The sequence below is a fragment of the Neobacillus sp. BF23-41 genome (assembly GCF_041106275.1).
This window is the reverse complement of sequence record NZ_JBGBPR010000019.1, coordinates 1-22,994: the sequence shown is the minus strand read 5'-3', so window position 1 is coordinate 22,994 and position 22,994 is coordinate 1. Positions and strand designations below refer to the sequence as shown.

Genomic DNA, 22,994 nt, shown 5'->3' with positions numbered 1-22,994 from the left:
ATGTTCATTACGCACTTTTTAAACTATCATTTACCTTTTGTTTATCTTTAAGTTCATCAACAATCTTTTTATAAAGATCCTCTGTTAAATTATACAGAACAATTAAGATAATCGCTGCAATTAAGTTTAGTCCGGCTGGAACGAGGAACATTAGCCCTTTAATACCAAGGAGTGCGTCAGCAGTTTGCTCTGCATTTGGAACATAACCGATTAATCCAAGGGCAACGCCAGGAATAAAACCAGCTAACGCCTGTGCTAGTTTACGGAAGAAACTGTAACTTGAATATACAATCCCTTCTGTCCGTTGTCCTGTTTTCCATTCATGATAATCCACTGCATCCGCAACCATTACCCATGGTAAACCTAGTGCAAAGCTAAGACCTAAGCTTCCAATTGTAAGTAATATAAGGAAAGTCGGTACGTTAGCTGGAAGAACAAAGTTTGCAACATCCGCGGCAATTCCAATAAAAAGACCGATAATAAATGTTTTCTTTTTTCCAAGTCTTTTAACAAGTGCTGGAATAAAAAATGAACCAATGACAGCGATTCCAATACTAGTAAATGAAAGCAAAGACATAAGACCTGAATTTCCTAAATTATATTGTAAGTAATATAACTGAACAGCTGTGCGTAGGTTACTCCCAGCAACCATAAACAAACAAACGAAACAAAGAGCAATTAGCGGTCTATTACTTAGCAATAATTTGAAGAGTTTTGACATCGGAAGCTTTTCTTCTTCTTTTTTAGGCACCCTAATCACATTTTCATTTGTATTACGATAGCAAATATAATGGAATATGACCCCAATTAACGCCATCGAACCGATTCCCACGGTATATCCTAATTTTTGATCTGGAAAATATAAAACAATTGGGATAACAACCATCCCAGAAATAAGCATTGCAAATTGGCTGCCAATAGCTCTGAAGGATCCAAGAGATGCACGATCCACAGAATCTTGGGTCATGGAAGCTGCGAGTGATCCATAAGGAATGTTAACAATGGAATACGACAACCCAAAGGCCATATAGGTTATAAAAGCAAATACAATTTTTCCTGTATCTGAAAAGTCAGGTGCCATGAAAGAAATGACAGTCATAATGGCAAGCGGAATCGATCCAAATAAGATGAACGGCCGGAACTTACCTCGTTTACCTACCTTCCGTTTATCCACAAAAGCACCTACTGAGGAATCTGCAAATGCATCAAAAATCTTTGATACTAAAAATACGAGGCCGCCCCAATAAGCCGAAATTCCTAAAATATCTGTATAGAACTTAAGCAAATAAATTTGCCCCATATCAAACATAAAGCCGTTACCCACATCACCTAAACCGTAGGAGATTTTTTCTTTTAAGGTTAATTTTTTTTGGGCACTATTCTCCATCATGACTCCTTCTTCCTTCTTTAATAATTAAATGTGTGTTTTAGCTGTAACCCTTTTCAAAACTACAAAGAATAAATGTTTAAATCTTTGAGCTTGAAAAAAGTTTTTTAATTTGTTTAATAAACTAACAAATTAACTTCATTGATAGAATACCACCGTCGACAAATTTCGTCAATAATAATTTGTAAGCGTTTATCATCCTGTTCGACCCATTTATTAACATTTATCCAGTAAAGATCAATAAGGGAGTTCATAGCATAACAGAAAAGGCTCCGATTCGCATGAAATCGGAGCCTTTATTTACCTATTTAATTTTAGCCTTTTCTCTTTTCAGCTAAATCAGCTGCAAGTTGTGCTGTACGCTTTTTGTTTAAAGGATAACAGAATACAATAATTAGGAACACAACAGCAAGTGTGATTGCAGGTACTAGAGTTCCAAGTGTATGAATTCCTTGAAGCGTATCCGCTGTCTGTGCTTTAAGAGTTGGATTATAACCGACTGCTGCGATTGCTGCACCGCCAACACCGCCGGCAACTGCTTGACCAACTTTACGTGCCATAGAATAGATCGAGTAAACGGTTCCATCTTCACGTAAGCCAGTTAAATACTCATGATAATCAATAACGTCAGTAACGAAAGCCCAAATGACAAGGTTGAAAATACCATAACCAAACATTCCAACGGTTAAAATTCCGATAAATTGTATTGCTGTTATGTTAGGAAGGAAATATAGAACTCCGTATACAATAGCAGCAAGTAATAAACCACCAGAAGCCACTTCTTTTTTACCAAATTTCGCAACTAATGGTTTAACAAATGGCATACCTACAAATACTGCAATAGCTTGAAGAAGACCAACCATACTTAGTGCTTTAGCATTTCCAAAGTAATCCTTAAATAAATAAACGTTTACTGCACCAATTAACATAAAGACAACCAGGAACAATAATGAAGCAATAAGGAACCAAATTAATGGTCTGTTTTTTACAAGACCTTTCATTGTTTGTCCTAAGTTCATCTGTGGTTTAGTTGTTTCATTCAATGTAATCCGTTCAACCGATAATTTATAACAAGCCATATAACAAGCAAGTGCAAGTCCACCGAAAATTAATGCAGCTAATATGAAGCGATTAGCATCTGGTCGGTTGTTAACAAACAAAATCATAGGACCAACCACGTTAATAATTAAACCGGCCAAGTTTCCACCTAATGTTCTCCAGCTTGATAGTGCTGTACGTTCAACAGGATCGCCTGTGATAACTGAAGCCATTGATCCGTAAGGAATATTAACTGTACTATATAGTGTTCCCCAAATAATATATGTTACGTAAGCATAAGCAAGATAAAATCCATCGGACATTCCTGGAATGTGAACAAACATTAAAATACCAGAAATAACAAGCGGGAAAGACATTCTAAAAATCCAAGGCTTGAATTTGCCATTTTTCCCTGCTCTTCTTGTATCAATAAAACGGCCCCATGAAACGTCTGCTACTGCATCCCACAAACGGGCAAGTAAGAATAAACCACCGACTGCAGCAGGATTAATATGAAAGACATCTGTATAGAAAACCATTAAGAATGCGGCAACTAGAATAAAGAAGAAATCGTTCCCCCAATCACCAAACATATAACCAAGTTTGTCTTTCATTCCAAACTTTCTAAATTCATTTGTTGAACCTTGTACCTCAGCCGATTTTTTTGCAAGTTGACTCATTTTTTACCCCTCCATTATGCATTTAATTTGTAATTCACCCCGAAAGCTATACGTTTAACTCCATGAAACTTTTGAACTCTCAATACCTTGAAACCCTTTTCAAAACAAATTATTAAAAAGACTATTAGTGCACTTCTTTTAATTAGTTTATTGAACTAATTAATTAGTATAGTTGTATCTTATCATCGACTATTTACTCAGTCAACAACTTTTTGTAAGCGTTTAATTAAATAATATTCCAATTATTAAAATCGCTTCTCTTACGTGATTCAAGTGCTTAAGATAGTTTGAAGTCAGAAGAAGTATTTTGATGTAATTAAAAAAATCGACACTAAATGTTCAAGGACGTCACCTGTTGTTCAATATTGAGCAAGTTTTTTTTCCTTTAATACAGGAATCCTTTTTTAATCTAACTTTGTCATAAATATCTAATTCATAGTATAATTGGAAGATGCAAATAATTTTTGAAATAATATTGCACAATAGCTCTAAGAACTTTATTCACTATTCCAGGAGAGTATTCATGTTAAAAGATTTTGTTTCAAATGGCGCACTATTAATTGCTTCCTTTTCTATTATGGGAGTGTTATTTAAAGATAAGCCAATAAATCCTTCCTCTCCGCTATCCTCAAAATTATATTGGGGATTTTGTTTTGGAGTTCTAGGGAATATTTTAATGACGTTTAGTATTCAAATTAACGAAACCACAATTGCTGATCTACGCCATTTGGCAATAGTGATCGCTGCAACTTTCGGTGGGTATATCCCAGCAATATTGGCTGCTGTCCTTATTGCAGCAGGAAGAATCCTTCTTTTTGGTATGAATGAATCTTCCTTACTGGGAGCAATCGGGGCTGTACTAACAGGCATCCTCTGTGGCGGAATCGCAACATTAAACTGTTCCAGAACTTTAAAGGCTTTCATAATGAATCTGATTGGTTTGTTAATTGTTTCAATCATTTTCATTATCAGAATTGACAACTTCCCAATACTCAAAAATGTTTTAACCATACATTATTTAATTTCTCTCATTGGTGGTTTTTTTGCTTATCATTTTTTTGTCTTCGTGGTGAAGTCATACGAAGTACAAAATCAATTAAAGCATAATGTCATGAAATTGAAGGAAACAGAAGAACGTTTTCGCCTCATAGCTGAATATTCCAGTGACATGATTACAATGCACAACGAAAAAGCCGAATATATTTATATTTCACCCGCTGTAAAAGAAATTATTCATTTTGAGTACACTGAACTTCTCGGAAAAAAAATGGAGGTTTTTATTCATCCAGATGATGTTGCCCAAACAAAAGACATGTTTGAAAAAGCACTTCATGAGGGTGTGGCTGAATCAACTTACAGGTACCGTACGAGTAAAGGAGATTATGTTTGGATTGAATCTACTTTAAAGAGTGTTCACTTCGAAGAAGATGGAAGTAAGAAAGTCATTATTGTATCAAGAAATATTACTGATCGAAAACTTACGGAACAAAAACTACAAGAGGCAAATCAATTACTCAATCAACTATCCTACTTAGATGGACTAACAGGGATTGCCAACAGAAGATATTTTGATGAAACGCTTGAGAAAACATGGGCTAATTCTTCTATAAGTCATACGCCAATCACATTAATTATGTTTGATATTGATTACTTTAAAAAATACAACGATACATACGGCCATCTAACTGGAGATTTTTGCTTACAATCAATTGCACAAGCTATTAACAATCAAATAGCTGTTAAATCTCATTATACTTTTTGCCGTTATGGAGGGGAGGAATTTGCTCTCATCTCTCCTTCTACAACCATGGAGGAAGGGATGAAAATTGCTTATCAAATTCAGGAGACAATTAAGTTACTTAAAATTCCTCATATTAGTTCTGACATTGCTGATATTGTTACGCTAAGTATTGGATTTGCCACAATGGTTCCAACAACTTTAGAAAAACCGCAGGCATTAATCCAAATGGCTGATTCGGCATTATATTTATCTAAAACAAAAGGTAGAAATACAATTTCATCCTCTCATTTAAGCATGGAAGGTTTGTAAATAATACAAGCCTTCCTTTTTTTATCAAATCCAAACATATTTTTCTAAATATTATGCAAATTTTGTTGTATAATGCGGAAAATACATGTAAAATTTTCCTATCAGCCCTTTTTGGATGGTGATGACAATGGAAATTACGAAACATCTTTTCTTTAACCTCTCAATATATATCGTTTTATTGTTTTTTTGTTTAATTTTTTTCGATAATTATAAAAAATTCACCCTATCCAAACCCTCACTAACATTCTTTTTTATTGTCATGTTATGGTTATGTATTCAATTCTCATACAATCCAATTTCATATGCTCGATATGATTTAAGGATTATTCCTTTGGTTTTGGGGGCCCTTTATGTTGGAATAGGCCCGATTCTAATTGGGGCAATTATTATTATACGGGGTTTCTATGGCTTTGATTCAGGCTTTTATCAAACAATGTTGCTTTATGTACCTCTCACAGTAGTATTTTGGCGATTATATCCTTGGTTTTTAAAACAAGTGCCAGCACGCCGCATTTTCGTGACTGTATGTTTGGGAATAATCCTCGGCATAGTGACAGTTATTGGGATGAGTTTCGCCCATCCCCATTACTATTGGCTGGATGCATGGACTGCGTTCTTATTCATTCCCTCTCTCGGAATTGGGATCATTTCATATGGGATTGAATTTGTTAGAAGAAATAATGAAATGCAGCAGCAGCTGATTAAAGCTGAAAAGTTAAAAGCAGTTGAACAAATGGGAGCTGCCATTTCCCATGAGATTCGAAATCCACTAACTGCAGCTAGCGGGTTTGTTCAGCTCCTGCAAGATGATTACCTTTCAAGGCATAAACGGAAAGAATATTTATCGATCGTAAAAGAGGAATTAATTTCGGCTGAACGGGTTATACAAGATTATTTAACCTTTGCAAAACCATCGATAGAAGCGTTTGAGGAAATAAATGTAAAAAGTGAATTACGGCAAATAATTAATATTCTTCAGCCCTTAGCCAATCAAAATTCAGTCGAGATTAGCACAGACTTTTCAGTGATTGGGTTTATAAAAGGGGATGGGCAAAAGTTCCGTCAATGTTTTGTGAATGTCCTCAAAAATGCAATTGAAGCAATGCCTAATGGAGGTTATTTAACTGTTACAACTGAGTATAGTAAAAACAATGTAACCATTAGTGTGAAGGACACTGGTGTAGGAATGACCATAGAACAGCTAGAGCGATTAGGAGAACCATTTTATTCCACAAAAGGAAAAAATGGAACAGGCTTAGGTATGATGGTGGTTTACAGCATTGCACGTGCAATGGATGGTACGGTTTGGGCTGAAAGTGAAGTGGGAATGGGAACCACTTTTCATTTTAAATTTCCAACGATTTCGTCGATAATGAAAAAAGAAAATAATATCATTTAAAAAACAAACCGACAGAAGACTAACTTTTGTCGGTTTGTTTTTACTTTATTTGCCAATAAACATTTGGGTCCAGTGTTTGCCTGTCGCTTCAAATCCTACCCCAATATGAGTAAAATTTGAACTTAAGATATTTTTACGATGCCCTTCACTGTTCATCCAAGAAGTTACTACTTCTTGTGGCGTTCGTTGTCCTTGTGCGATATTTTCACCTGCAGATTTATAAGTCACGCCAAAGTCTCTCATCATGTCAAATGGTGATCCATAGGTTGGGCTTGTATGTGAAAAATAATTTTTTTGCTGCATATCCAACGATTTTTTCTGTGCAACACTGTTTAACTGTGTGTCAGCCTTTAAAGCAGGAAGTCCGTTTTTACTGCGTTGGGCATTTGTTAAGTCAATTACTTGTTGTACGTATTGACTAACTGTCCCAGTAGCCGGTGCATTATTTTGTGTAGTAGCTGGCTGTTTTGGTGCCGGTTGGGCTTGTGGTGGTGCTGGCCGTTGTTGCTTCGGTGCTGGTTGTTGTTGAATTGGTGCTGGTTGTTGAATGGGTGCTGGTTGTTGTTGGACTGGTGCTTGTACATTCGGTCTTTGCTGCTGAATATAAGGTTGGATCTGTTGGAGTGCCAAATTACCTAGTCTAGGATCGAGACGAATAAACTGGTACTTTGCATCTTGGATTAATACCGCCCTTGTATGAGGGTATTGATTACTGTTCAAATTTGTTTGATATGCAGAAATCATATCATCATTGTTTTTGTAATTTTTCTTGTTTTTTCGATTATTGTTATAAAAATTTACATCAGAATCAGATTCGCTGTTATTATTGTTCGTGTAATCCTCAGTTAAAGGACCATTGTGGTCGATCCCATCATCTCTCCCATTACGTACATCCATATAAGGAGTATTGATTCTGTTATTGGTGTTCATTCCTATACGATTTGAACCTTGATCATTTATTTCTTTATTATCATTGTTATTACAAGCAGCAAGGCCCATTGTTAAGACCGCTGTTAAAAGTAACCCAACTGGTTTTATCAATCGAAATACCTCCTTCTGAAATTCATGTTGCCTTCATAGTGTTAATGTTTTTCAAAGAAAGTATTGATGGAAAATAAACGTATTTAATAATCGGGCATATTAACAATTTTCCATAAAAAAAACCAACTATTGAAACTGTCGGCTTGTTTTTAAAGGTCAATTTTCCAGCATCGGAATCCGGCCTTTATATTTGTTAATAAGATCTCGATTATGTTCTTCGGCACCATCTGCATTGCCACTTTTAAAGATTGGCGGTTCAAAATTATTTTCAATCATTATGCGGATGGCTTCAACCATTATTCCGTTAACAATTGCTGTCCCTATAACCGTTGAACCAGAACCAAAGTTTACACCAAGTGACTCGTGCTCCATTAATGCATCACCCACTTTAATATGATTGTCAATGGAAAGGTCAGCCGTATGATACAAATATTTACCACTTTTATGTCTTGACTTCACTGTTTCTGTATAAACATACGATGTGACGCTAATGACAAATGCACCTTTATCTTTAGCAATCTCGGCCACATCAATTGGCACAGGATTCCTGCCAGAGGTTGATGCGACAATGACAACATCTTGAGGTTGAATCTTCACATTTATCATGAATTGTTCTGCAAAATCATTTTCTTTTTCTAATTGAGAGGAGCGAACCGCCCCTTTATGCAGCATTAAATCTTCTATTAGGATTGGATTAATTGGAACCAGTCCACCAGCTCGGTAAAATAGTTCTTCCCCAAGCATATGGGAATGTCCGCAACCAAAAACATGAACAATCCCATCCTTTTGGATGCACTTGGCCACTTTCTCTGCAGCTATTTTGAGGTTTTCATTTTCATCTTTTTCGATTAAGCTTATTAATTCTTTAAGCTTAGAAAAATAAAGATTGAACAAGATAAATAATCTCCTTTGTTTTCAGCGTTTCATCTGAATCATAAACTTGTAACGATCCGCCCGATATACAGATTTAACAAATTCAACCGGGGTAGTATCTTTAAGAAAAGTATTTCTTTGGATTAACATGACTGGTGACCCTTTGCTGATCTTTAAATAATTTGCCTCACTTTGGCTGGCAATTGATGATTCAATAATCTGAGAAGCGCTATCAATTTTTAAGTCTAACTGTCCTTCAATATGTGCGTATAGGGATTCATTTACAATTTGTTCCGTAAGTCCTTTAACGAGATTTGCTGAAATATAATTTGTTTCTAAGGCCATTGGGACACTATCTGCCATACGAATCCGTTTGATTTCATATACGGGTCCATATTCAGAAATCAAAAGCTGACCTGCTATTTGTTTTGTCGCCGGAATAATTTCAAAGTGGATTAATTGGCTCCCTGGTTCCAATCCTCTTGCCTTCATATCTTCTGTGAAGCTTGTTAATCCCTGAAGGGGCTGTTCGATTTTTCTTTCTGCAACAAATGTTCCTTTTCCTTGCAAACGATATAAATAGCCCTCATTTACTAACTGTGTAAAGGCCTGTCTAACTGTCATCCGGCTAATTTGATATTTCTCCGCATATTCTCTCTCAGGAGGGAGAGAATCACCAGGTCGTAATTCGCCGTTTTCAATTAACTCTTTGATATATCCTTCAAGCTGATAATAAATTGGAATGGGAGAATTCTTATTAATCATTTTCCTCCAACTGCATCCTTTCCTTTACATTGGCACCTTTTCGCTATAGTGAACCTTTATATCTGCTATTGCCGCTTTATCTGCAATTATTGTAACACAAGGATGATTTTTCAACACGGATGCAGGAAAACTTTCATTAATTTCGCCGTTCAAAAGTCTAAACAGTGCTTCTTTTTTCTTTTCACCTGAAACGAGAAGAAGAATTTCTTTGCTTTTCATAATGGTTGCAATCCCCATCGTAATCGCTTTTGTAGGAACCTCTTCAATTCGGTTAAAAAATCTTGCATTTGCTTGAATGGTCGAAGGTGCTAACTTTACAATATGCGTTTTGGAATCAAAGGAAGTCCCTGGTTCATTGAATCCAATATGCCCATTACTGCCAATTCCGAGAATTTGTAAATCAACGCCACCATGCTTAGCAATTAAATCTTCATAACGATCACATTCTTCTTGAAAATCAGCAGCAATTCCGCTTGGAATATTTGATTTAGCTTTATTCATATCAATATAATTAAAAAGTTGGTTATTCATAAAATACCGGTAGCTGTTCTTATTATCACCTGATAGTCCCATGTACTCATCCAAATTAAAAGTGGTTACTTTCTGATAAGAGGTCCCATTCATTTTGTGATCCTCGATTAGACTTTTATAGGTTCCGATTGGTGTCCCACCTGTTGCTAATCCAAGTTTAATACTTGGATTCTGAACTACCTTTTCAATGATAAATTCAGCCGCTCTGTTACTCATTTGTTGATAATCTTTTACTTCGATAATTCTCATTTTGAGTTTTCCTCCCTATTAAATGCAATTGCCCCATGGCAAAGTGTCATATAAACTTCCATTTCTTCATCAAGAATGACAATGTCTGCGTCTTTTCCAACAGCAATACTGCCTTTCCGATCATAAATATTCAACTGCTTTGCTGGATTCACGGAAGCCATTTCAATTGCGTCTTCAAGTGGACAGCCAGTGTAAGCAATAATATTTTTTACTGCATGCCCCAATTTTAAAATACTTCCTGCCAGGGTTCCGTCCTCAAGGACCGCTTTTCCATTTTTTACAGTTACCTCTTGACCACCAAGATCATATTTACCATTTTTCAAACATTTTGCACGCATGGAATCGGTTATTAAGATTAACCCTTCACTTTGCTTTTGTTTAAAAGCAAGTTTTACCATTTCCGGACGAACATGCACCCCATCCACGATAATTTCAGCCTTTAATTCGTCTCGTAAAAAAGCTGCACCCACGACACCGGGTTCACGATGATGCAGTCCCCTCATTTGATTAAAAAGATGGGTTACGTGATTTGCACCAGCATCAATGGCTTCGTCAACCTCATCAAAGGTTGCATCGGTGTGACCAATTGATGCAATGATCCCATTTGACTTTAAATATCGAATCATTTCTAATCCGCCTGGTCGCTCTGGCGCAAGTGTGACAAGTTTAATATTTCCGTTTGTTAGATTTTGCCATTTTTGAAATAAAGCAAGGTCTGGGTCAATAATATGCTGAATCGGCTGAGCCCCTGCTCTTTTTGAGTTTACAAACGGACCTTCAAGATGGAGGCCAAGTATTTCGGCCTTTCCAATTGATTGCTGCTCTTCAATGTATTGCCCTGCATTTATTAAAGCATTTTCAATTTGTTTACCTTCTTGAGTCATTGTTGTAGCTAAAAAACTCGTGGTTCCTTCTTTCGGTAAAGCTGTAACTATTATGTCCAGTGCTTCCTTAGTGGCGTCCATCGTATCAGCACCATTGACGCCATGAATATGAACATCGATTAAACCGGGAATTGCTTTATAGTGCCCAGGAAGCTCAATAATTTCAAATTCATTTTCCTTTTCAAGTTCTTCCATTGATCCGATTTCCACTATTTTTCCGTTATTTATTTTAATAAATCCATTTTCAATTAATATATCTTCTGAATAAACTTGGACTCCCTTAAGCAAAATATGCCTAATCTGTTGAATCATTGATATTACTTCCCTTCAGGTAACTCTACAACTATATTTTAGCATCACCTATTTCTAGTTGTCTATACCAATTTTATCTGATGAAAAAATAAAAATTCCCCACTTATACTAACCATTTGATAGTAAAGGAATGTAACTATCTATTATAAAATTTTTAAAATTGGTATAGACATCTATAAACATTTAGTGGTATATTTACTCATGGAAAAGCGCTTACACCAATCATCAATTATTTTGATGGAATACTTCATTTTATAGTTAATTTTTTTAAAACTTTAGTTAGGAGGTAATACGATGAAGAAATATTTACAAAGAATTGGTCGTTCATTGATGTTACCTGTAGCTGTTTTACCGGCTGCAGCCATTTTGATGGGAATTGGTTATTGGATCGACCCTACAGGTTGGGGGGCGGATAGTCCGCTAGCTGCTTTCTTAATTAAAGCTGGTTCATCAATTATTGATAATATCCCCATCCTATTTGCTGTTGGGGTAGCACTAGGGATGGCGAAAGAAAAAGATGGTTCATCTGCGTTAAGTGGTCTAGTAGCTTACCTGGTTGTAACAACCTTGCTTTCAACAGGATCAGTGGCATTGCTACAAGGAATTAAACCAGAAGAAGTAGATCCTGCGTTTGGAAAAATCGGAAATGCCTTCGTTGGTATTATTTCGGGGATAGTCGCATCAATGATGTACAACCGATTTAGTCATGTGAAGCTTCCGGATGCTTTAGCATTCTTTAGCGGGAAACGACTCGTTCCAATTATGACAGCGGTTTCGATGTTAGTCGTTTCTGCAGTATTATTCTTTATTTGGCCGCCAATTTTTACAGGATTAGTTTCTTTTGGTAAAGGGATAAGTGGATTAGGTGCCATTGGCGCTGGTCTATTCGGATTCTTCAACCGACTACTAATTCCAACTGGCTTACACCATGCCTTAAACGCAGTGTTCTGGTTTAATGTTGCAGGAATCGATGATATTGGTAATTTTTGGTCTGGAAAGGGAGTAAAGGGAGTCACAGGAATGTATCAAGCCGGCTTCTTCCCGATCATGATGTTTGGTTTACCAGCAGCAGGGCTGGCAATGTATCATACAGCTAAAACGAAAAAGAAAAAGCAAGTAGCATCCTTAATGCTGGCAGCAGGTTTCGCTGCATTCTTTACTGGAGTAACAGAACCATTGGAATTTGCATTTATGTTTGTAGCACCAATGCTTTATTTGGTGCATGCGGTATTAACAGGTATTTCATTAGCCATCGCAGCTGCATTCCATTGGACAGCAGGATTTGGTTTTAGTGCCGGTCTAGTAGACTTTGTTTTAAGTTCAAGATTGCCGATGGCAAACCACCCTTATATGTTAATCCTTCAAGGTTTAGTGTTTGCGGTTATCTACTATTTCTTATTCAGATTCATCATTACGAAATTCAACTTAATGACTCCTGGACGTGAAGAAGATGATGAGGAGTCTTCTGATGTTGTCGTTGCAGCAGGTGAAAGTAAATTTGCCGCAATGGCCGCACAGATATATGAAGGATTAGGCGGAGACGCAAATGTTACTTCTGTAGACAATTGTGTAACGCGCTTAAGAATGGAAGTAAAAGACATGAATGCAGTCGACCAACAAAAAATTAAAGCGACTGGTGTACCTGGAATCAATATCGTTGGGAAGCAAAGCATTCAAGTGATTGTCGGAACCAATGTACAATTCGTAGCAGACGAAATTATAAAACATCGTAATGGGACCAATAAATTTGATAAGGCTGGAATTAATTCGGATTTAGCACAAAAAGTGGCAGCTCCTATTGAAACTAATGAACTCTCACCACTTTCTGAAAAAGATTTTGTTATGCCAATCGAAGGGGAAATTATCCCGATTACTGAAGTGCCAGACCAAGTTTTCTCACAAAAAATGATGGGTGAAGGCTTTGGAATTATTCCATCTAAAGGTACTGTCGTTTCACCAGTGGACGGCGAAATCATGAATATCTTCCCTACTAAGCATGCAATCGGAATTAAATCAAAGCAAGGCTATGAAATCCTTATTCATATTGGCTTGGATACCGTTAATTTAAAAGGTGAGGGCTTTAATGTACTAGTAAAAGAAGGACAGCAAATAACTAAAGGTCAGGAAATCTTGAGGTTTGATCTAGAATTCATTAAGAAATCAGTACCATCAGCAATTACACCAGTTATCTTTACAAACTTAAGAAAATTAAATGTAAAGAAACAGGGACAATTAACCCAAGGTCAAGACGGAATCCTATCAATTGAATAACAACAAAAATCGGCAGGCCAGGCACCTGTCGATTTTTTGATATTATTGGTTGAATATCAATTCAGTGATATTCAAACCCTTATCAATTTGTGTTTTTCGAGCCAGCAACTTAACATAGCTCACCTACAATTTTTGTCCCGTGAACTTCATTAATATTTAACATACTTGCGATATTATTTAAGTTCTTGACAGTAATTCCCCCTCCAGGAAGAATAATAATTTGGTCACCCGCAAAATCCACAAATTCCCTCAAACGGCTAAGGTTGTCTTCAATTGATTTAGAACTCGGTCCTCCGTGTGTTAAAATTCGATTCACTCGATGTTTCACAAGCCAATCAATAGCTTCAAACTGGTATTCATTTTTTATCTGATCAAACGCCATGTGAAAGGTTACATCCAGCCCTTTCGCAGATTCTAGCAGTTTGAGCATGGCATCCTCATCAATCCAATCAGAATCATTTAAGCAGCCAATCACCACTCCATCTGTCCCTAACTGTTTGAAATGGGCAATATCATTTTGCATAATCTCAATTTCTTCTTTAGTATAAGTAAAGTTTCCACCTCTGGGCCTAACCATGGTCATTACCTTCGTATTTTTGGAGTGACAATATGAAATGGTTTTTGCAGCTACCCCGTGACTAACAGTAGTGCCTCCGACAGATAGGTTGTCACAAAGCTCAATGCGATGTCCCCCCTTTTCAATAGCCACAGGAACCAAAGTAAAATTCTCTACACAAACTTCTTTTAGCATATACACCCACCTTTCATATACAACTCAAAGAATACTCCCGGAACACTAAGCAAATCAAATCTCCTGTTTTCTTGCAGGTTCATCATGTTACCCTACAAGAAAAAAACATTCATGAACCTTCCTACTTTCCCCCTATCACCCTGTCATCTTTACCAATTCCACAAAGCTTAATGTAAAGTAAATTGTAGCAATAGAAAAAAACGACTGGTGCCTGACACCAGTCGTTTTTGTTAAGCGAATAATTTCTCTTCTTCTGCTTGGAAAAAGCTCTTCATTGCATGAAATACATCTGCTTTTTGCTTAAGAATATAGTAGCGGAATTGATCATCTTTAATGTTCTTATAAGCCGACATTAAGGTTGAATGGCGGTTGTATTGGTTTACCTCTCCATACCCGAACATGTTTGACACCTTCATTAATTCTTCAACTAGCTTCACGCAGCGGGCGTTATCCGATGTGAGATTATCACCGTCAGAGAAGTGGAATGGATAGATGTTGAACTTTCGTGGATTGTATTTGGCATCAATGATTTCTAAGGCTTTGCGGTATGCGGATGAACAAATCGTCCCACCGCTTTCTCCTTTAGAAAAGAAGTCCTCCTCAGTAACAACTTTAGCCTCAGTATGGTGAGCAATAAACTCAATTTCCACTGTTTCATATTTCGTTCTTAAAAAGCGTGTCATCCAGAAGAAAAAGCTGCGTGCCATATATTTCTCCCATATCCCCATACTTCCACTTGTATCCATCATTGCGATGACAACCGCTTTTGAATCCGGTTTAACTACTTCATTCCAAGTCTTAAATTTCAAATCATCCTTATAAATAGGGTGAAAAGCAGGCTTCCCGCTCATTGCATTCCTTTTAAATGCAGACATCATCGTTCGTTTCTTATCGATATTCCCCATTAAACCTGTTTTTCGTATATCGTTGAATTCAATATTTTCAACGAGATGCTCTTCCTGTTCTTTTCTCTTTAAATTTGGAAGCTCTAATTGTTTAAATAGGGCTTCCTCAAGCTCCATTAATGATACTTCTGCCTCAAAATAATCTTCGCCTGCTTGGTCTCCCGCGCCTTGGCCTTTGCCTGGTCCCTTTTGACCGCTAGAACCGTCACGTGCTACGACATCACCTACTTGACTGTCACCATCACCTTGGCCCACGTGTTTGTTTTTGTCATAATTATAACGAATTTTATATTCGTCCAATGAACGAATCGGAATTTTTACGACATCTCGACCATTAGACATAATTATGCTCTCTTCTGTAATTAAGTCTGGAAGATTGTTGCGAATTGCCTCCTGGACTTTTTCTTGATGCCTTTGTTGATCATCGTGGCCTTTACGGTGGAGGGACCAATCTTCTCTTGAAATGACAAATTGATGGTTGTTAACTGACAATGTAAACCCCTCCTTATTAATTTATTAGTTTCCAAAATGCACAAATTTTTATCAAATACATATTATAACTCGAGTGAAAAAATTAAGATAAATATGGATTACTTTATCCTATGCAGAAAAATAGAATAATTTACAAATTATTTTGACAATTGTGCTTTTGCCTACTAAATTGGACAAATTATCAATGTGGATGCACCGAGGTTTATCCGTACCTTAATAAGGAAAAAAATAGACTGACAGATTACCTTCTGCCAGTCCTAGCTATTTTAATCCACTTATCTATTTAATAGACTACCAACATAACGCAGCAATTCATTAGCTGATGTTGTATTATAGCCATGCTCATCAACTAACCTGGCCACCACGTTATTTATCTTTTTCAATTGCTGTTCATCAGGTGTTTTCGATGAAGTGGTGATTTTTACTACATCCTTTAAATCTGCAAACAATTTCTTTTGAATAGCTTCACGCAGGCGGTCATGAGAGTTATAGTCAAAACGTTTGCCTTTTCTTGCAAAAGCAGAAATTCTTATTAGTACTTCTTCCCTGAAAGCCTTTTTCGCATTTTCAGAGATGCCGATTTGTTCTTCAATGGAACGCATGAGCTTTTCATCTGGATTGATTTCTTCTCCAGTTAGTGGATCACGAAGCTTTGATTTGTTGCAATAAGCTTCAACATTGTCAAGGTAATTATCCATTAACGTTTTAGCTGACTCTTCGTATGAATAAACAAATGCTTTTTGGACTTCCTTCTTGGCAATATTATCATACTCTTTACGGGCTAATGAGATATAATTCATATAACGTTCACGTAACTCTGTAGTGATGGACGGGTGTTGATCCAGCCCATCTTTTAATGATCTTAATACATCAAGTGCATTAATTGAAGGTATTTCTTTACGAATGATCGTGGATGAAATCCGGTTAATCACGTACCGAGGATCAATACCACTCATACCTTCATCTGGATATTCCTTTTTAAGTTCATCTACATCCGCCGTATTAAATCCTTCCACACTTTCCCCATCATAAAGTCGCATTTTCTTAAGTAAATCAATATCGCCTTTTTTCGGTTCCTTTAAGCGGGTAAGAATAGTAAACATCGCTGCTACCTTTAACGTATGCGGTGCAATGTGAACATCAGAAACATCACTCTCATTAATCATCTTTTCATAAATTCTTTCTTCTTGTGACACCTTCAAGTTATAAGGAATAGGCATAACAATAATCCTTGAGTGGAGTGCTTCATTTTTCTTATTGGAGATAAAGGAACGATACTCAGTTTCGTTCGTGTGTGCTACGATTAGCTCATCAGCACTAATTAAGGCAAACCGGCCTGCTTTGAAATTCCCCTCTTGAGTTAGAGATAACAAGTGCCAAAGGAATTTCTCATCACACTTTAACATCTCCTGGAATTCCATCATTCCTCGGTTCGCCTTATTAAGCTCACCATCAAAGCGATAGGCACGTGGGTCTGATTCTGAACCGAATTCCGCAATGGTTGAAAAATCAATACTTCCTGTTAAATCGGCAATATCCTGTGATTTCGGATCGGACGGGCTAAATGTTCCGATTCCGGTACGTTTATCTTCGGAGAAGAAGATTCTTTCTACTAAAACATCTTCGATTCGTCCACCATACTCCTGTTCTAGACGCATCATATTCAATGGAGAAAGATTACCTTCGATGCGAATTCCATACTCATCATGGAAATCCTTGCGTAAATGATGTGGAATTAAATGAAGTGGATCTTCATGCATTGGGCATCCTTTAATGGCAAACACAGAGCCTCTATCCGTCAGAGAGTAAGCTTCAAGTCCCCTTTTTAGCATGGTAACAAGAGTTGACTTCCCTCCACTGACAGGACCCATTAATAACAAAATACGCTTCCTTACATCCAGCCTTTTTGCTGCCGGATGGAAGTATTCTTCAACAAGCCGTTCCAGCGATTCCTCTAAACCAAATAATTGATTGCTAAAGAATTCGTACTTTTTCGTCCCTTTTTCTTCAGTAATTCCTGCATCTTTAAGCATATTATAAACTCGTGAATGTGCCGACTGTGCAACCCATGGCTTCTCTTTCAACAACTGTAAATAATCTGCGAATGACCCTTCCCACCGTAGCTTTTCTTCTTCTTCGCGATACATCTCGATTTTTTTTAGAATATCCATAAGGCCCTCCCCCTGTAGGTTAATCAGAGACGATTAATATACTCTATGCTGATAAGCTTTTGAACATGCGTACCATTGTAAGTAGCGTCTATCTTTTTTGTGTTAATAAAAAGAATCTCCCTCTTTTCATTTTTATAAGATAGGCTATAATAAAACTATATGTGTGATAAAAATGAAAAATGTATGACGAAGGAGGATTACATAAATATGAACACTTTCATCGTTTGTTTAGTAATGGTCACGTTTTTAGCGGCAATCTTCACATCAGGTTATAACGATAAACCAGGTTCTTCAAAATAAAAAAACTGCCAAACGGCAGTTTTTTTATTTAAGATTAAGTTTATTTTTTTGAACAAACTCCTTCATATACATTCTACTCTTCCTATCAAGCATAATAGCCATTTGTTCAGACCAGCGGTCCTTTCTTTTCCCTTCGGTCCGCTCTTCATAGTAGGACGAAATCAATTCATCATATTTTTGCAGTTGAGTAAGATAAACTTCAGTGTTTTGTTCATATTCATCTTCATGATAAACATGTTCATACGGGAGCCTAGGTTTTTTGTCTGTCAATTTGGTTGGTACTCCAACAGCTAGTCCAAACAAAGGAATAACCCGTTCAGGTGTCTTTAAAAGCTTTTTAACTTCTTCTAGGTTATTGCGAATTCCACCTATGTAACATATTCCTAACCCAAGCGATTCCGCTGCAATCGCTGCATTTTGTGCAGCTAAAGAAGCATCTATTAGAGCAACCATGAACTTTTCAGTACTTTCGATAGATGGAGTAACATCTTTTTGTTCCTTCTCCCCAATAATGTTGTGACGATAAAGATCGGCGCAAAAAACAAAAAAGTGACCATTTTTTTCAACATATTCTTGGTTACCAGCAATCTCAGCTAATTTTTTCTTTTTCGCTTTGTCCTTAACACCAATAATAGAGTAGGCTTGAATAAAACTTGATGTTGCCGCTGCTTGAGCACTAGTAACAATCGTTTTAATTTGTTCCTCTGTTAATGGCTTGTCCTCAAAATGACGAAGGGAACGATGATTAAGAATTGTTTTGATAACTTCATTCATGACAAACTTCCTTTCATTTCATCAAAAGGAGGCCCGATAGGACCTCCTTTTATTATTTTAGATGAGCATAGTTTTGCTGACGAAGTGCTTCATAAATAAGAATGGCAGCTGTATTGGATAAATTTAAAGAACGAATATTTTCATTCATAGGGATCCGCAAGCTGACGTCTTTGTTATTTTCAATAACATCTTTCGGAAGTCCTGTCGTTTCCCGTCCAAAGATAAAATAGTAATCTTTGCTTGAATTACTATAATCAAAGCTGCTAAAAGGCTTTTGACCAAATTTTGTGATATAAAAAAAATCACCGCCAGCATTCTTTTCATAAAAGTCATCAAGTGAATCATAGTAGACAATATTAACGTGTTGCCAATAATCCAAACCTGCTCTTTTTAACATTTTGTCATCGGTCGAAAAACCTAATGGACGGATTAAATGTAAATTGGTATCTGTTCCGGCGCATGTTCTTGCTATATTTCCTGTATTAGAAGGGATCTGTGGCTGATATAATACTACATTTATTGACACGTTTCTCACCTCGAAAAAAAACTCTACATGCCATTATACCACTTTTGTTTATCCTTTCAATAATGATGCATTTTTAACCCAGAATCGTATAAAACTTATATTTTATTTTAGGTGTGTATGCAGATGAATCTTCATATGCCCAATACCTCATTCGGCTATTATAGGTATGGGCGTTCACTAACGGCATTCCATGTGCATCCTTACCCGTAACAATTGTATTATGATTAAATCGTCCATCCCCTTCAAAATCGTAACAAATTACATCACCTAATAATAATTGATCAGGACTGCTGACTTCCCGTGCCCGTAAACCACTTTTAGAATGTGCAAAATAAAGCTTAAATGAGTGTGCCACCGCCCAGCTATAACTCCAATTCTTATTTTGGAGCCACCACCCTGTACCCCGATTTGGATAGCCTCTCATCGGCGCTTCGCCCGTATGGAGGCATTGTGAAATAAAATTGGTGCAATCATTCTCAAATTTTTTGTAGGCAGGATTGTAGGTATTCCACCAGCGTTCCGCATATTGTACAGCTTTTAAGCGGTTGTATTGAAAGCTTAACCGTTCATCACTATCCTCTAAGCTCTGTGTAATTGGTACTTGATAAGGCTCATGATGTTCATAAGGATTGATTTCCTCATCCATCACTAAAGCCTCTTTATAAAACTTAGCTAATCTTTCTTCAACTTCTTCCTCCATGTAAAGAATACCTTTTTGCTTAATTAAATATTGATAATGAGCATGATATTTTACTGTTTGAAATTCATCCTCTTCATTTCTTTCTATTATTCTGCCGGCTGCTTTTACTTTGACAATTTCTGCAGACCTTTTTGACAAAGCACATTGTTTTATTTCAGCCTTTGGAAAAAATACTTTATGTGTTCTTTTATCGGAGACAAATTGATTTACTCTTTTATCAAATAAATCTTGTATCAAATGAAGCATATTTCTCACCCCTTTCTCTCATACATATGAGAGAAGACAGGATTTCAATCAAAAAAATGAGCGAACCCTTGAGTTCACTCATTTTTACCTATAATAACTTAAACCTTTTTCTATTTCATTTTGTACTTCCAGATCGGTTTCAAGCTCTTGAGCTTTTTTTAAGGCAGCAAAAGCAGTTTCACCGCCAATTTTCCCAAGGGCCCAGGCAGCTGTTCCTCTTGATACTGTGCTTCCCTCATTTTCTAATACATCCACTAATTCGGGAATTGCTGTTATATCCTTAAAATGTGCAAGCGCGATAATCGCATTCCGTTGAATCGGCTTTTTCCCTCGCCATGATCCAGCAACGGAACCAAATTTAGCTTTAAATTCCCGATTACTTAATTTTAAGATTGGCTTTAGTAACGGTTTGGCAATATCAGAATCTGCCTCAAGTTCCTCATGAAAATGAAAATTCTTCCCCTTGTTAACCGGACATGCTGTTTGGCAGGAATCACAGCCATAGACGCGGTTACCAATTTTGTCTCTAAACTCATCTGGGATAAATGTTTTTGTTTGTGTTAAATAAGAAATACAGCGCTGTGCATTAATTTGTCCACCTTGTACAAGAGCCCCTGTTGGACAAGCATCCAAACACTTTGTGCATGACCCGCATTGATCTTCAATTGGTGTATCTGGTTCAAAAGGGATACTGGTAATCATTTCCCCCAGATAAACATATGATCCGAACTCCGGTGTAATAATGGAACAATTTTTTCCGCTCCAACCAATTCCAGCACGCTCGGCAACAGCGCGGTCTGAGAGTTCTCCAGTGTCAACCATCGATTTTAACCTAGCTTCTGGTATTCTTACTGAGATAAACTCCTCAAGTTTGTGTAGCCGGTCATTTAGAACATGATGATAGTCGAGACCCCAAGAGGCCCTGCTGAAAATCCCTCTTCTCTCACCCTTTTTACTCTCAACACGGTTATTCATTTTTGAAGGGTAAGCAATGGCAATGGAAATGATCGAACGAGGTTCCTCTAGTAATAAAGAAGGGGTCACTCTTTTCTTTATATCTGGTTCTTCAAATCCTGATTGGTATTTGAGTTCCTGTTGCTTTATTAATCGGCTTTTCAATTCAGTGAACGTGTCTGCGGTTGTGAAACCAATTTTATCGATTCCAATTTCTTTACTATAGGCGATGAGTTCTTCCTTTAAGTTTAGGACATCCATTTGATCCCCTCCTTCCCTAGAAGTCATTTATTTAATAATTGGCTTGTTATATTATTAGATGAGCATCTATTTATGATAAACTATTTTCAAGAAATTTTGGAGGTGGAATGGTTGGAAATTCAACTCTCACAGGAATTATTTGAGCAATTACCTAACTTTAAGCTGGGGATAATTGAATATAAAGATATTATGGTCGGGGAATCGCAGCAAATGATAAAAGGAAGACTCCAGCTTTTCCAAGAATCTATTTATTTTGATTTAGAAAATAAAAATGTTACTGAACTCTCTGGCATTCAGGAATGGCGTACTATTTTTAAAAAGATCGGTAAAGACCCGAACAGGTATCGACCCTCAGTAGAGGCGTTATACAGGAGAGTACAAAAACAAAATTACCTTACTTCTGTTCATAGTGCGATTGATATTAATAATTTTTTCTCTTTCCAATATCAAGTACCAATCGGAATATATGACCTAGATCTCATAAAGGGACGGGTGAGCATTCGGTTGGGAACGGAGGGTGAGGAATATACTGGATTGAATGGGCGAATAAATTCTTTAAATCGTCTAATTGTATCTTGTGATGAACTGGGGCCATTTGGAAGTCCGTTCGTTGATTCTGATAGAACACCAGTAACTTTTGCTACTAAAAATGCCCTGCAAATTATTTATTTGAGACCTTCAACCGACGTTGAAAACGCGATGAAACTAACAGGATCTTTAATGAACATGTTTACAAAATTACATGGAGGAGAAGCTTCCTTCCAAATCCTTAGGTGTCCATAGGGCATCTTTTTCTTTGTATAGAAAAAAACGCAATGCATCGTTCTCTTATGTAACGATACACTGCGTTAGTTAATATGTATGGAGCGGGTGATGGGAATCGAACCCACTACATCAGCTTGGAAGGCTGAGGTTTTACCAGTAAACTACACCCGCATTAATAAGTGACAAATTTTTGAACCATCAACTGACCTTTTTTATATTACACGCTATTTTTAGTATCGTCAAGGGAAAAACGCAAATTTTGTCGAATTTATTTCGTTACATAGAAAATGATCTAACACTGTATTTTCTATGACTAGCCGTTTTTTCACCAGCGAGGGGCACGAATAGATTTTATTATCCTTTAACATAGCAAATAACTTAGCTGTGACTCTTTTAATGTATTAGTGGTCAATAAAGCACTAAATTTTCGCAAAAAAAAACACTTCTCAAATTAATGAGAAATGTTCTTTTAAAACAAAATGATACCGGTGATCGGGGTCGAACCGATACTCCTCACGGAACACGATTTTGAGTCGTGCGCGTCTGCCAATTCCGCCACACCGGCGAGTATAAAATTGTTTTGATAAAGCAATGCCGAGGACCGGAATCGAACCGGTACGGTAGTCACCTACCGCAGGATTTTAAGTCCTGTGCGTCTGCCAGTTCCGC

The 22,994-nt window shown here is 36.9% G+C and carries 18 protein-coding genes, 2 tRNA genes and 1 pseudogene; 5 read left to right on the top strand and 16 right to left on the bottom strand.

The features are described from left to right. Positions 1-7 precede the first annotated feature (7 nt). Both AB7942_RS22505 and AB7942_RS22500 read right to left on the bottom strand, forming a co-directional pair. On the bottom strand, positions 8-1,390 hold the full coding sequence (locus tag AB7942_RS22505; RefSeq protein ID WP_369448583.1) for a glycoside-pentoside-hexuronide (GPH):cation symporter: 1,383 nt from the start codon (positions 1,388-1,390) through the stop codon (positions 8-10). Positions 1,391-1,701: 311 nt separating this feature from the next. Next, the gene (locus tag AB7942_RS22500) at positions 1,702-3,105 is read right to left on the bottom strand and encodes an MFS transporter (protein WP_369448582.1); all 1,404 of its coding nucleotides are present in this window, start codon (positions 3,103-3,105) and stop codon (positions 1,702-1,704) included. Positions 3,106-3,628: 523 nt separating this feature from the next. Between AB7942_RS22500 and AB7942_RS22495 the strand changes: the two genes are divergently transcribed. Then, the gene (locus tag AB7942_RS22495; protein ID WP_369448581.1) at positions 3,629-5,155 is read left to right on the top strand and encodes a diguanylate cyclase domain-containing protein; all 1,527 of its coding nucleotides are present in this window, start codon (positions 3,629-3,631) and stop codon (positions 5,153-5,155) included. Between the two features lie 127 nt (positions 5,156-5,282). Next, on the top strand, positions 5,283-6,554 hold the full coding sequence (locus AB7942_RS22490; RefSeq protein ID WP_098932761.1) for a sensor histidine kinase: 1,272 nt from the start codon (positions 5,283-5,285) through the stop codon (positions 6,552-6,554). 45 nt (positions 6,555-6,599) lie between these two features. Here AB7942_RS22490 and AB7942_RS22485 read toward each other — a convergent pair whose 3' ends face one another. The 5 genes from AB7942_RS22485 to nagA all read right to left on the bottom strand — a co-directional run bounded on the left by AB7942_RS22485 (position 6,600) and on the right by nagA (position 11,209). Next, complete coding sequence (locus AB7942_RS22485; RefSeq protein WP_483310898.1) at positions 6,600-7,298, bottom strand: CAP domain-containing protein; 699 nt, start codon at positions 7,296-7,298, stop codon at positions 6,600-6,602. Positions 7,299-7,751: 453 nt separating this feature from the next. Beyond that, a complete protein-coding gene (locus AB7942_RS22480; protein ID WP_369448579.1) occupies positions 7,752-8,489 on the bottom strand; it encodes an SIS domain-containing protein in 738 nt (245 codons plus the stop codon). A gap of 21 nt (positions 8,490-8,510) precedes the next feature. Further along, complete coding sequence (locus AB7942_RS22475; RefSeq protein WP_088085894.1) at positions 8,511-9,233, bottom strand: GntR family transcriptional regulator; 723 nt, start codon at positions 9,231-9,233, stop codon at positions 8,511-8,513. A 24-nt stretch (positions 9,234-9,257) separates the two neighbouring features. Beyond that, positions 9,258-10,013: a glucosamine-6-phosphate deaminase gene (gene nagB, locus AB7942_RS22470; protein WP_369448578.1), complete on the bottom strand. Its 756-nt coding sequence runs from the start codon at positions 10,011-10,013 to the stop codon at positions 9,258-9,260. Continuing rightward, on the bottom strand, positions 10,010-11,209 hold the full coding sequence (gene nagA / locus AB7942_RS22465) for an N-acetylglucosamine-6-phosphate deacetylase (RefSeq protein ID WP_369448577.1): 1,200 nt from the start codon (positions 11,207-11,209) through the stop codon (positions 10,010-10,012). Before nagA ends, nagB begins: the two co-directional genes overlap by 4 nt. Positions 11,210-11,503: 294 nt before the next feature. Here nagA and nagE point away from each other — a divergent pair. Beyond that, positions 11,504-12,940: pseudogene (nagE, locus tag AB7942_RS22460) on the top strand (N-acetylglucosamine-specific PTS transporter subunit IIBC); the annotation flags it as partial. A gap of 111 nt (positions 12,941-13,051) precedes the next feature. Beyond that, positions 13,052-13,480 (top strand): PTS sugar transporter subunit IIA, encoded by a 429-nt coding sequence (locus tag AB7942_RS22455; protein WP_369448625.1) that lies wholly within the window; start codon positions 13,052-13,054, stop codon positions 13,478-13,480. Between the two features lie 109 nt (positions 13,481-13,589). Here the strand turns inward: AB7942_RS22455 and AB7942_RS22450 are convergent, their stop codons facing one another. From AB7942_RS22450 to queG, 7 genes are all read right to left on the bottom strand, one after another. Next, positions 13,590-14,231: a copper homeostasis protein CutC gene (locus AB7942_RS22450; RefSeq protein ID WP_369448576.1), complete on the bottom strand. Its 642-nt coding sequence runs from the start codon at positions 14,229-14,231 to the stop codon at positions 13,590-13,592. Between the two features lie 230 nt (positions 14,232-14,461). Next, the gene (gene yhbH / locus AB7942_RS22445) at positions 14,462-15,628 is read right to left on the bottom strand and encodes a sporulation protein YhbH (RefSeq protein ID WP_088085889.1); all 1,167 of its coding nucleotides are present in this window, start codon (positions 15,626-15,628) and stop codon (positions 14,462-14,464) included. A 275-nt stretch (positions 15,629-15,903) separates the two neighbouring features. Next, positions 15,904-17,799 (bottom strand): PrkA family serine protein kinase, encoded by a 1,896-nt coding sequence (locus AB7942_RS22440; RefSeq protein WP_088085888.1) that lies wholly within the window; start codon positions 17,797-17,799, stop codon positions 15,904-15,906. 324 nt (positions 17,800-18,123) lie between these two features. Then, positions 18,124-18,873 carry an oxygen-insensitive NADPH nitroreductase gene (nfsA, locus tag AB7942_RS22435; RefSeq protein ID WP_369448575.1) on the bottom strand — a complete coding sequence of 250 codons (750 nt, stop codon included), beginning with the start codon at positions 18,871-18,873 and terminating at the stop codon, positions 18,124-18,126. Positions 18,874-18,925: 52 nt separating this feature from the next. Further along, positions 18,926-19,399, bottom strand: coding sequence for a tRNA (uridine(34)/cytosine(34)/5-carboxymethylaminomethyluridine(34)-2'-O)-methyltransferase TrmL (gene trmL, locus AB7942_RS22430; RefSeq protein ID WP_088085886.1), 474 nt, complete (start codon positions 19,397-19,399; stop codon positions 18,926-18,928). 73 nt (positions 19,400-19,472) lie between these two features. Continuing rightward, positions 19,473-20,345 carry an amidase domain-containing protein gene (locus tag AB7942_RS22425; protein ID WP_369448574.1) on the bottom strand — a complete coding sequence of 291 codons (873 nt, stop codon included), beginning with the start codon at positions 20,343-20,345 and terminating at the stop codon, positions 19,473-19,475. 84 nt (positions 20,346-20,429) lie between these two features. Further along, positions 20,430-21,560, bottom strand: coding sequence for a tRNA epoxyqueuosine(34) reductase QueG (gene queG, locus AB7942_RS22420; RefSeq protein WP_369448573.1), 1,131 nt, complete (start codon positions 21,558-21,560; stop codon positions 20,430-20,432). Positions 21,561-21,671: 111 nt separating this feature from the next. Between queG and AB7942_RS22415 the strand changes: the two genes are divergently transcribed. Beyond that, positions 21,672-22,343 carry a B3/B4 domain-containing protein gene (locus AB7942_RS22415; protein ID WP_369448572.1) on the top strand — a complete coding sequence of 224 codons (672 nt, stop codon included), beginning with the start codon at positions 21,672-21,674 and terminating at the stop codon, positions 22,341-22,343. Between the two features lie 79 nt (positions 22,344-22,422). Here AB7942_RS22415 and AB7942_RS22410 read toward each other — a convergent pair. Both AB7942_RS22410 and AB7942_RS22405 read right to left on the bottom strand, forming a co-directional pair. Further along, positions 22,423-22,496 (bottom strand) — tRNA-Gly (locus tag AB7942_RS22410). Between the two features lie 312 nt (positions 22,497-22,808). Next, positions 22,809-22,890, bottom strand: a tRNA-Leu gene (locus tag AB7942_RS22405). Between the last annotated feature and the right edge of the window lie 104 nt (positions 22,891-22,994).

Excerpts from the sequence above, each read along its gene's own strand:
- AB7942_RS22505 (WP_369448583.1), bottom strand. The coding sequence starts at position 1,390 with ATGATGGAGAATAGTGCCCAAAAAAAATTAACCTTAAAAGAAAAAATC.
- AB7942_RS22500 (WP_369448582.1), bottom strand. The coding sequence starts at position 3,105 with ATGAGTCAACTTGCAAAAAAATCGGCTGAGGTACAAGGTTCAACAAAT.
- AB7942_RS22495 (WP_369448581.1), top strand. The coding sequence starts at position 3,629 with ATGTTAAAAGATTTTGTTTCAAATGGCGCACTATTAATTGCTTCCTTT.
- AB7942_RS22490 (WP_098932761.1), top strand. The coding sequence starts at position 5,283 with ATGGAAATTACGAAACATCTTTTCTTTAACCTCTCAATATATATCGTT.
- AB7942_RS22485 (WP_483310898.1), bottom strand. The coding sequence starts at position 7,298 with ATGATTTCTGCATATCAAACAAATTTGAACAGTAATCAATACCCTCAT.
- AB7942_RS22475 (WP_088085894.1), bottom strand. The coding sequence starts at position 9,233 with ATGATTAATAAGAATTCTCCCATTCCAATTTATTATCAGCTTGAAGGA.
- nagB (WP_369448578.1), bottom strand. The coding sequence starts at position 10,013 with ATGAGAATTATCGAAGTAAAAGATTATCAACAAATGAGTAACAGAGCG.
- nagA (WP_369448577.1), bottom strand. The coding sequence starts at position 11,209 with ATGATTCAACAGATTAGGCATATTTTGCTTAAGGGAGTCCAAGTTTAT.
- AB7942_RS22455 (WP_369448625.1), top strand. The coding sequence starts at position 13,052 with ATGCCAATCGAAGGGGAAATTATCCCGATTACTGAAGTGCCAGACCAA.
- AB7942_RS22450 (WP_369448576.1), bottom strand. The coding sequence starts at position 14,231 with ATGCTAAAAGAAGTTTGTGTAGAGAATTTTACTTTGGTTCCTGTGGCT.
- AB7942_RS22440 (WP_088085888.1), bottom strand. The coding sequence starts at position 17,799 with ATGGATATTCTAAAAAAAATCGAGATGTATCGCGAAGAAGAAGAAAAG.
- nfsA (WP_369448575.1), bottom strand. The coding sequence starts at position 18,873 with ATGAATGAAGTTATCAAAACAATTCTTAATCATCGTTCCCTTCGTCAT.
- AB7942_RS22425 (WP_369448574.1), bottom strand. The coding sequence starts at position 20,345 with ATGCTTCATTTGATACAAGATTTATTTGATAAAAGAGTAAATCAATTT.
- queG (WP_369448573.1), bottom strand. The coding sequence starts at position 21,560 with ATGGATGTCCTAAACTTAAAGGAAGAACTCATCGCCTATAGTAAAGAA.